We start from the raw sequence: 9,092 nt of genomic DNA on the forward strand, positions 1-9,092 counted from the left end.
AAAAGATTTTGATTTTAAACTAGATTCTATTTTTAGACAAAAAAAAAGAAGCCTAATGGCCTCGTTATCCTCCTGGACGAATGTCTGCTGTTTTGTATGGTTGCTCTGCTTCTAGCGCCCCGTCCGTTCCTTTGTTAAGCTGTACAGTTGATACCGCGATTGCTGAAATCAATAAAACACTCAATAAAATCTTCTTCAAAATAAAGCATCCCCTTTTTCGTGTAGTTGTAGTTTGAAAATGTATCAATTAGGTACTTAGGCACCCCAGCGTCTTTAAAATCTCTCATTACCAACGCTGAAAAGAAAAAGTCTGAATTGAATAGAAATTGACGATGGCATTCGAATAGCCCTTCGACACTACCTTTTTTATATTTTTCGAGGTATATGTAAAAGTCGTCCGTTCTCTCTTCGTATATCACCTCCTTTAATTGATCTAGTAATGCTGACAGTTTATCGGGGTCTTTTCTATTAACATACGCTTCTGCAAGTAGGAAGTTGTTTTTTGCGTTTGTAATAACGAAATCAACACCTGTTTTATAAGCGTATTTATAACTCTCTTCAAATATGGCCATCGCATCTCTTTTACCTTTTGACATCGCAATCATGCCTAAAATATAGTTCGCGTCAGAAACGGATTTATTCGAGATGTTTCCGTTCTTAATTATGGTTGCGTAGTGTTTGGCTGCGCCGAGATTATTTAAACGTAAGTACACAGGCGACATCAACTCAGCGAATCGATGCACGTAGCACTCTTTTATGAATAGCTTCTTCTTATCGCCTAATGACTTGATGCTGTCTCCGATTGAAGGCGCCAGCTCTAGGATCGAGTGAATCTGACCCTTTCCATAATAACCATAACACATATAGATCGAAGATAATATTCGTAATTCTTTGTGCTTACTCTTTGAAAAAAGGCTCATTGTTTCGATCATATCATCAATACTAATTTCCGCATTAATGTAATTCAAGATAGTTTTGTAAATTTGAACATGGTCTTCTAAACCGAATGTCTTTTTGTGAACATTGATTAACGAGTTTAATAAATTTGTGTTTCTCGTAACTGCTGCGTACTCCATCATTTGTTTTAAGTAATCATTGTTATCAGTCTTTTGAATCGACAAACACCATTCGGAAATTTTTTTATTTGAGTTGTTCGGAAAAAGGAAGTGTGCGAGGATTACAAGTGCTCTAAAGCTAATAGTTCCATTATTCCGGAAGTGCGTCATGGTTGATTTATCTGCTCGAATGATTTTTGCGATTTCGTTATACTTCAAATCATTGTCTTCAATCAAACTACATAATTCTCTTCTGATCGATTCCAAAAGCTCTGACCCCCTTCGTTTGTTCTTGTCTTTTTATATAGGTTGAGTATAATTGAAGTATACAATAAATGTTCGCGTACGTAAACATTTATTTTAAATATTTTTCCAATAAAATACGGAGGTGGTTGAATTGGTTGATTTCTCGCCGCTTTTTGACACTTTAAAAGAACAAGGCAAATCAAAAAGTTATTTGCGCAATTTTATGTCGTCGTCTACTCAGGCTAAGATTACAAAGGAACCTGCGATGAATGGCGCTAACTTAGAGTTTCGAGTACTGGAACGTATTTGCCTCGAATTGGACGTGCCTATCGAAAAGGTTGTCCGTATTCTTCCAAATCCGCCCGAATGACCATTTAATCGGCGCGGTTATGTGGTATAATTTCCTTCGTAAAGCACGCGTCATTTTGCTTTGCGGAGGTGTTTATCTCGCAGTATTCGGTCGTCAATTGCCGGATAAAGGAACTGTGTTATAGACGTGGTTATACGCTTATCCAACTCGCAGAAATGGTCGGTATCTCAAAAACGCAGCTTTCCGATTACATAGCGCTTAGAAACGTCCCTAACGTTGAAATGGCGTATTCTATTGCGCGCTGCCTCGACTGCCCGGTCGAAGCCTTATATAATTGGCGTCCTTTATCCGGTAGCAACACGGAGGGTTAAGACAACCTCCGCCGACCGAAAGTTCGGATATTCCCGAACCTCACGTTAATACTTACCGCCTCCGCACGATCAACAACTCGCTTAAGAGCGTCCTCACCTTCCGCTATTAATAATTCATTTGCGTCTTTGTACTTCGTTATATAACCGTGCGCAAGCCTGACTTTGCCGCGCATCTTTAGCTCGACCTCCTTCCGCAATTTCTCACCGGCTTCGTCGTTGTCAGATACTACTATTAAATATTCGATCGGTGACTGCGCAATTATGTCCGCCTTTCGGTCGGAAAATTTACTTCCGCCTGTCGCAATGCCGCAAAAGCCCGCCGTTCGCCACGAATGCGCATCGATTTCGGCCTCGGCTAGTACTGCTGCTTTAGCGTGATCAGTATAAACGGTGTCTATGCCGTATATTAATTCGCGAATCGGCAAACCGTCTTTGGCGTACCAAAACGCTTTATTGCGAGTCGATCGGTATTTTACGTTTGCCAGGCGCTTATTAGGCAGCCGCCACGGTATCACTACCGTTTGTCCGATTAGACCTACGCCTGATTTGCGCTGGACTTCTTCGCTTATTCCGCGATTAGACAGATACTCATTTGGCCCAATTTTAACGTCGTCCAATAAATCCTCGGCTAATGGCCGTCTAGGCTCAACGATTTTTAAACGAGGAACACGGAGTTTTAGGCGTTCTTCGCCTTCGCGGGTACCATAAGTCTCGGCGAGGTACAAAACCGTTTCTTCTTCGGTTTCTTCGCGCAGAAACGCAAGCAGTTTAATAAATCCGCCGCGTTCTCCCGTGCCGCTATCTCCGAAATAGCCGGCTTTTGCGGTCGGAGTGTCTTCGTAGTAAACGTAAAAACTAGGAGTCCGATCGTCGCGAAAAGGGCTTGCCGCCGTTAAACGGTCAGCGTGCCACGTTGGACGATCCCATTCGTATTGTTCTAATTCTTCTCGAATATCTACGTCCGTAGGGACGCCATTGATCGTAAGAATCGACATGTATATACGGCTCCTTTCGTTATATTACACTATTCTTATGTGTTTTTCCGTCGTAATTTGTCGAAAATATTCAGATATTTATGGTGTAATTCATGGTATTGGTTCCATTTAAAACCATTTATCTAGAATCCAAAAGCATCTAGTGCAGTCTCTCCGGCCGCCACTTGCTTGATTAGTCCGACTTGCGGCAGATAAACGATCTCTACGACTTCATCCTCGCCGCCATCGCGTCCCTTATTTACACCAATCAAGCCGCGTCCTTCTCTTGCATTCGTATCAACCGGAATTAATACCGCCGCATCTTCCAGCAACGCGGACGTTTTCTTTACGTCTTTTCGTTTCGGCAGCTTAATTTCACGATTTCCGCCCTCGTCCTCAGTCGCGTCATCTTCTCCCGCTTGCGTAATTGCGAAAATGACAACGTCCATCGTTCCGGCTAAACGGCGCATCTTTTTAGACGTATCGGCAGCCGCACCGCCCGTCGTTTTATTCGAGTTTGATTCGTAGTCGAGATAGTAGAACGGATCGATCATAACAACGTCTGCTTTCGTTTGTTCAATGTCCGCTTTAATGTCTTTTAACGAACGAGAATCGAAGTCTTTGTCGTCCACAGCACGAACCGTAATAGAACCGGCTATTAGCGTATTCAGCGTCGCGATAAATTCCATAAAGCCCGCCTCGAACTCTTCCGGTAACTTGCCTTGGCGGACGTCCCTCGAATCAAATCCGGCTTCCATTTGTTGACCGTCGATTTCGGTTAAAGCAACGCCTTGATCACCCGAAAGTGATACGTAGATTCGTACGAGGACCTCAAACCATCCCATCTCCATCGACCAAATAAGAACGTTAGCGCCTTGGATTGCGCAATTAATAACTTCTTCGAGCGTAATGGCCGACTTGCCGCGTCCTGACTTTCCGTACACAACGTACATGTTCGAGCTGACGTAGCCGCCGATCGCTTTGTTAAGCGCCGGAAACTTGCTATTCCATATGCGGAAAGACTCGCCAGCCTTGCGTTTTTCGTATTCGGCACGGAACTTATCGACGTCTGTCACGACGTTTGTTCCTACCGTTTTACGAACTCTTGTTCTCATTATATTCTGTTCTGCGATGATTTTCAACCAATCAAAAAATTCCTGCGGATTTCCGTTTTCCTGCGCTTGATTGAACCGTTTTGCCAGCTCGGAATCTGCCGTATTAGCAAAGTCATTCATAGCAGCCGTTTCCTTCGCCTTCTTAGCTAAGTACTCGAACGTTGCGTCGATACTGAACTCCGGCTGGAAGGTCGGAACTTCAGTCGCTACCATCTCGGCGGTTGGCGCTTGGTTTCCGTTCTTTTCCGCGTAGGCGCTGATGTACTCGAAGGCTGCCCGTTCGCCGTCCGTTTGGAAATCCTTGCGTGTTAGGCCATACCGCAATAAAGCCGACGGGTCGTTTGCTTCGATTACTTTCGATAATAAACTGGTCCCGAAACTCATCGGCGTTCAGCTCCCTCGCCGTTCAATTTCGCCATTACTTCGCCCATCTTCGCCTTAAACGCTAAGTCACCCGTCTTGACATACTGTGCCTCGTTCCAGTTGTAAATGTCGAGTAGGTTATCGGTTTGGGCCGCCGCCTCTTTACGTTCCTGCTTACGCTTTTCCGCTTCAATCGCGCTTAACTGTCTCGGTGTTTTCGGCTGTTCTTTTGCCGCCATAGTAGCCGCCTCCTTTTCGTAGTTTATTAGATAAACGGTACTTCTTGCTGGCGGATAGTCTTCGAGGTTGAAGTCCGCCAAGAAATCCTCCGCAACAAGCGCATCTGCAATGAGCGCCATATCCGCCTCGAACGCTTCGAGCCATTCGCCGTTGATTGCGTCGTACAGGTCATATTCAATAAAATTAAAGACGGCCTCTTTCGACGTTTCCTCGATGTACCTAGCGCAGTCAATGTAGAAGACGCGTCCTTTATAGCCTTCGACGGAAACTAGGTCGCCAGTTTTATAGACTGGCGTATGATCCGCAAATTCAAGCGCATCTAGTTTATCGAAAATGGCGAGCTTGGCGGTGCCCTCTCCGTTAGCCAACGAATCCGCAACGAGTAGGTCACGTAAGTATTGAATTTCCGTCAATGATAATCCGCTCATTTACAACCGCCTCCTTTTTGATCCGCCTGCGAAGACGATTTCTTTGCACTGGTCGGCGATACGGTCCGCCAGTCGCCCTTCTCCGAATACTTCCGGTAGATCCGCCATTTTTATGTTCGACGTATAAACGGTCGGCATACGGTTCGTCACGCGGTAGTTGATTATCGTGTGTAAATCGCCGCGGAATCCGTCCGTTGCGTCTCGTACGCCTATATCATCCAGGACAGCGAACGGCGCCCGTTTGGCTGCTTCTAGCGCGGCATAATATCGTTTGGCTGCCGGCTCTGCGATTGCGTCCGGAACTCGCGGTCTATTAAACTCGTTGTATTCGTTTTGCCACGCATTAACATCGAGAAAATAAGCCGGACGCTGGTCGGGTTGTATGCCGCGCTTTAGTGAGCCGATGTAATGGACCGTTAAATATTCGTTTAGAAGAGCCGCCGTCGTCGTAGTTTTGCCGGTCCCTGGCGAATTACTGTAGAGATACAACGATTTAATGCGATCAGCTTCTGCGTCGAATTGGCGTTCGAATGTCTGCGCATAAGAATCGGCAGCTCGGTAAACTTCGTATTGATCTGCGCGTGCCGGCGAGTTTTGAAGCGTCACTAGACGATAATCTTCCGCCAAGCCAGCCGCCCCCGACCGTCCGCCGCCGCCATCTAAGCCGTGCAAGCCGAGGTACAGTTCGCAGTGTTTCGTACAATTAACACCGCCAGCTTGGGCGCATTTGCTTGCGAGTAGGCATCGTGATTCATTCGTCATTCATAGTCGCCTCCTTTCGGTTTAGTTTTCTACGATGTTGAGAACGTGAGCCTTTCCGTTAATTTTCTCAACGAAAATATAAACGACACAATTAGTACCTTCGACTACCCGTAACGTCCCTTCCGTATAATCTAAATACGGTTCGATGGTTTTATGGTCGAAAATCATTCGCCCTCACCCGCTCTCGAATCGTCAATGATTACGTAGCCACCACCGGAGCCTTGTAGTGCGCTAATTCTTATAGTTGATACTGGTTTTGCGCCCGGTATATGACTGTCATCAACGACTTCAAGAACGTAGGCATTACGATAATTAACAACGTCACCCACACGAACATCTGTCGGCTGCGGCACGTTTAAGTACTCCGATGGCACTTCGAGACCTAACGCACGTCTTAGCGCAATAGCCTTACCGATGTGTGCGTTGAAGCAGTCGTCAGGGTCGCATTTGGCGATTCCTTTAGAGATTACGCGACCGTCCCTAAGCATCTTACGCAATGATACGACGGTTCTTTTTTCAGCATTTACGATAAATTCGGTTCTAGCTGTGGAGCATCGTCTGACCACATATTCTACGTCCTCTTTCGCCTGCTTTACGACCTCATCCCGTTTATGCTGATTGGACTTCTCATACGTACCGTGCACCGCCTCAATTTCCGCATCAAAACGTCCTTGATCGTAGCCGTTCTTATATGAGCGTGTTCTTATCGTCTTCATTACGGCTTCGCTTAGCGAAACTAATTCGTCATAGCTCAATTCGTCTAGGTTCGGTGCTGGCGATTGTTCTCCGATGATGACTTCGTATTCGTGGTGCCAAATTATCGGCTCTGTACCTACCATTACCCCACTAATACCGACGCTATTTACGGTAAATACATCACCGTTTTCATACGATGACCATGCGTATTCAGCACGTGTAATCAAGATCCGCTCTCCGACTTTGGCGTTTCGAATTTCCGTCTTATATTGCGTCATACTAAAACAACTCCCCGTAGTTTATTTGCGACTGTGCAGCCGCCCTTTGATCGTCTTCTTCCGACTGCTTAACCGTCTTTTGCTTTAAGAGTAACGGCGGCAGGTGACGGTCTCGCATATACGAAAACATAAAGCCGAAGTTGCAACCGGGCCATTGAGCCGTCGGCTTCTTATACGCAAAGCAGGCGTCGATGAAGTCCCGTACAATACCCGCCCCATGTTCGTCGATCATCGTCTTTAGGTTCCGTGCTTCCATGCCGCGATTATTGGCGACGTACTTAATGCCGTAGACTTCGAGATGGCGATCGTGCAGATAGACGATGAAGTCGCGCGCCGTCCATTTTTCGATGGGTTTATTTATTTCGGTCATTCTCCCGTTCCTCCTTACGTTTGGCGTCCGGGTTATATTCGAGCTTCAATCGGCATAGGCCTCGCGTTGAGATCGTAACTTCACCGTGACAAGTCCGATAATTATCGTTCCAAGTCGTATCAAACGTTATGAAGGCGCGATTTATTAAACGTTCGGTACCTACCGCCTTCAGTCGTTTATATTCCTCTTCGGTCGTATAGTACGAAAAGTTTCCGCCTACTCGATATGAACCTTTTACGATATATAACGGTGTATCGTACATTACGCATTCACCCCTTCGATTTTGATGCCGAGATGGTTAAGCGTTTGTCTGATTCCCCAATCGGTTCCCGCCGTATAATGGTCCTCGGGACTTAGCGCCTCAGATCGTTCATGTTTTTCGTGATTATAATCGTAAAACTCCCGCACCTTTTGCTCCGGCGACTTTTCGATCTCATATCCGTTGATTAATGCGGCCGCTAACGATACGAGACTTAATTTGTTTAGTACCGCGCAATTCATAATATATTCGCGATGGTTACGCAAAATATATTCGTCGTCCCTGCTGAGTCCTCTTAAATACGTTATAGCTTCCGCCTGCTTTTTCGTGATTTCAGGCTTCATTTTAACGCCTCCATTAGATTAAGTGTTTTCCAAAACGTATCCTTATTCTCTTCCGTTAGTGCGTGTTCGAAATGATCTTCGGCAGTAGTTTCCTCGCTTATCACAACGAATAAATCTCCCGTGTTTTCATTAATCGCAACGGTTTGGATATCGTTCGTCCAGTCGTCTCCGTCCCATTTCACGTGAATATATTCGTATCCGCCGTCTTTGTAAGTAACGTCTACAGCAACTATGTCGGAATTTTCTCGAAGTCGATCGAATGGGGTAGTTGTTTGATCGTCCCACGTATCCTCGTACGCACTCATTACGTTGGCCTTCTCCGAAATCTGCAAAAACACCGCTTCCGCTTCTAAATGGTCGCTTATACTATTTGAAGCACTTCTGAAAATCGATCGTGAAACGTTTGCCATACGAAATCGTCCGATATGCTGTCGTTCTATTTTTATAACTTCGCAATTTTCGGTTACGAGTTCGATAAAAGCTAATTCACGCCCCATTCTAACTCCTCCTTCATTCGGTCTAGTATGAATTTAACGTAATCCTTAACGTGCTCAGGCGAGCTGATCGCGAGTAAATGTTCGGTCGCATCCCGATCATCAAATTCCTCCGGCTTCATTTTAGCGCCTCCTTTGCGTGTAAGTTAATTTCATATAGAATAATTATCGAAAAGGTATCGACGTCTTCGTCAACTACATCCGACTTCCATTCGATTAATTTCAGTAGGCGCTCCATACGCTCATTTTCCGCAATAAGCGCCGCCATTGCCTGACGTAATTCTGCGATTTCTTGATCCTTCGTTTTAGGCATTACGCACCTCTCAGTTATTAATATATAACTTAGCTAGATTCGCCCGCATTTCATCCGGCGTTAAGGCACTGTAGTATTGCGGATAATATAGCTTGCTCTTCTTCCGTCCTGCGTAATTGTACGCAGTTTCGAGAAGTCCTACCGCCTCTAAGACTTTCGATAGATGGTTAATGCGGTTCTTCCCGATCATTAAGTCGGCTGCTATCTTATCGACTGGTGTAGGTGCCGCCATATACCAACCGCTTCCCTTTTGACCGTTTGTGTGCGCCAATAGGTACGTATAAAATGATCCGATGGATACGTTCTTCTTATCGAATTCACGCGCGATAGGTACGATAGTTCTCCAAAGATCATGCGTCACTGGCGCACTCCATGAATGGCCGTCCTCTGTCTGAAGTACAGACGCTTTTAACTTCCGTATTTCTGCGTTTTCTTGCATCTTCGTCCTTTCCACGTTTTAACCGCCTCCTAGCC

General features: G+C 45.6%; 13 protein-coding genes. 1 reads left to right on the forward strand and 12 read right to left on the reverse strand.

Annotated elements, in window-relative coordinates; all coding sequences use genetic code 11:
- Nucleotides 1-134 precede the first annotated feature (134 nt).
- Nucleotides 135-1,322 carry an AimR family lysis-lysogeny pheromone receptor gene (locus N521_RS02260; protein WP_035389583.1) on the reverse strand — a complete coding sequence of 396 codons (1,188 nt, stop codon included), beginning with the start codon at nucleotides 1,320-1,322 and terminating at the stop codon, nucleotides 135-137.
- A 417-nt stretch (nucleotides 1,323-1,739) separates the two neighbouring features.
- On the opposite strand from N521_RS02260, the gene N521_RS19985 reads away from it, so the two are divergent.
- On the forward strand, nucleotides 1,740-1,982 hold the full coding sequence (locus N521_RS19985; RefSeq protein ID WP_099496836.1) for a helix-turn-helix domain-containing protein: 243 nt from the start codon (nucleotides 1,740-1,742) through the stop codon (nucleotides 1,980-1,982).
- On the opposite strand, the gene N521_RS02270 is transcribed toward N521_RS19985, so the two are convergent.
- From N521_RS02270 to N521_RS02320, 11 genes are all read right to left on the reverse strand, one after another.
- Entirely contained in the window at nucleotides 1,979-2,977 is a 999-nt protein-coding gene (locus N521_RS02270) for a toprim domain-containing protein (protein ID WP_035389587.1), read from the reverse strand. The two genes, N521_RS19985 and N521_RS02270, sit on opposite strands and share 4 nt — an antisense overlap.
- A gap of 122 nt (nucleotides 2,978-3,099) precedes the next feature.
- The gene (locus N521_RS02275; RefSeq protein WP_035389588.1) at nucleotides 3,100-4,455 is read right to left on the reverse strand and encodes a DnaB-like helicase C-terminal domain-containing protein; all 1,356 of its coding nucleotides are present in this window, start codon (nucleotides 4,453-4,455) and stop codon (nucleotides 3,100-3,102) included.
- Complete coding sequence (locus N521_RS02280) at nucleotides 4,452-5,102, reverse strand: hypothetical protein (RefSeq protein ID WP_035389589.1); 651 nt, start codon at nucleotides 5,100-5,102, stop codon at nucleotides 4,452-4,454. The genes N521_RS02275 and N521_RS02280 overlap by 4 nt, the downstream gene beginning before the upstream one ends.
- A complete protein-coding gene (locus N521_RS02285) occupies nucleotides 5,103-5,864 on the reverse strand; it encodes a P-loop NTPase family protein (protein ID WP_035389590.1) in 762 nt (253 codons plus the stop codon). It abuts the gene before it with no gap.
- Between the two features lie 164 nt (nucleotides 5,865-6,028).
- Nucleotides 6,029-6,838, reverse strand: coding sequence for a hypothetical protein (locus N521_RS02290; protein WP_051632360.1), 810 nt, complete (start codon nucleotides 6,836-6,838; stop codon nucleotides 6,029-6,031).
- A 1-nt stretch (nucleotide 6,839) separates the two neighbouring features.
- On the reverse strand, nucleotides 6,840-7,208 hold the full coding sequence (locus N521_RS02295; RefSeq protein WP_051632361.1) for a hypothetical protein: 369 nt from the start codon (nucleotides 7,206-7,208) through the stop codon (nucleotides 6,840-6,842).
- Nucleotides 7,209-7,469: 261 nt separating this feature from the next.
- Nucleotides 7,470-7,811, reverse strand: a complete 342-nt coding sequence (locus tag N521_RS02305; protein WP_035389592.1) for a hypothetical protein — start codon at nucleotides 7,809-7,811, stop codon at nucleotides 7,470-7,472.
- On the reverse strand, nucleotides 7,808-8,221 hold the full coding sequence (locus N521_RS19540; RefSeq protein WP_197025609.1) for a hypothetical protein: 414 nt from the start codon (nucleotides 8,219-8,221) through the stop codon (nucleotides 7,808-7,810). Before N521_RS19540 ends, N521_RS02305 begins: the two co-directional genes overlap by 4 nt.
- A gap of 71 nt (nucleotides 8,222-8,292) precedes the next feature.
- On the reverse strand, nucleotides 8,293-8,427 hold the full coding sequence (locus N521_RS19855) for a hypothetical protein (protein ID WP_269320974.1): 135 nt from the start codon (nucleotides 8,425-8,427) through the stop codon (nucleotides 8,293-8,295).
- Entirely contained in the window at nucleotides 8,424-8,618 is a 195-nt protein-coding gene (locus N521_RS02315; RefSeq protein WP_051632362.1) for a hypothetical protein, read from the reverse strand. The genes N521_RS19855 and N521_RS02315 overlap by 4 nt, the downstream gene beginning before the upstream one ends.
- Before the next feature lie 10 nt (nucleotides 8,619-8,628).
- On the reverse strand, nucleotides 8,629-9,072 hold the full coding sequence (locus tag N521_RS02320) for a hypothetical protein (RefSeq protein WP_231493281.1): 444 nt from the start codon (nucleotides 9,070-9,072) through the stop codon (nucleotides 8,629-8,631).
- Nucleotides 9,073-9,092: the final 20 nt, after the last annotated feature.

The sequence above is a fragment of the Bacillus sp. UNC125MFCrub1.1 genome (genome assembly GCF_000701305.1).
GTDB lineage: Bacteria > Bacillota > Bacilli > Bacillales > Bacillaceae > Bacillus > Bacillus altitudinis.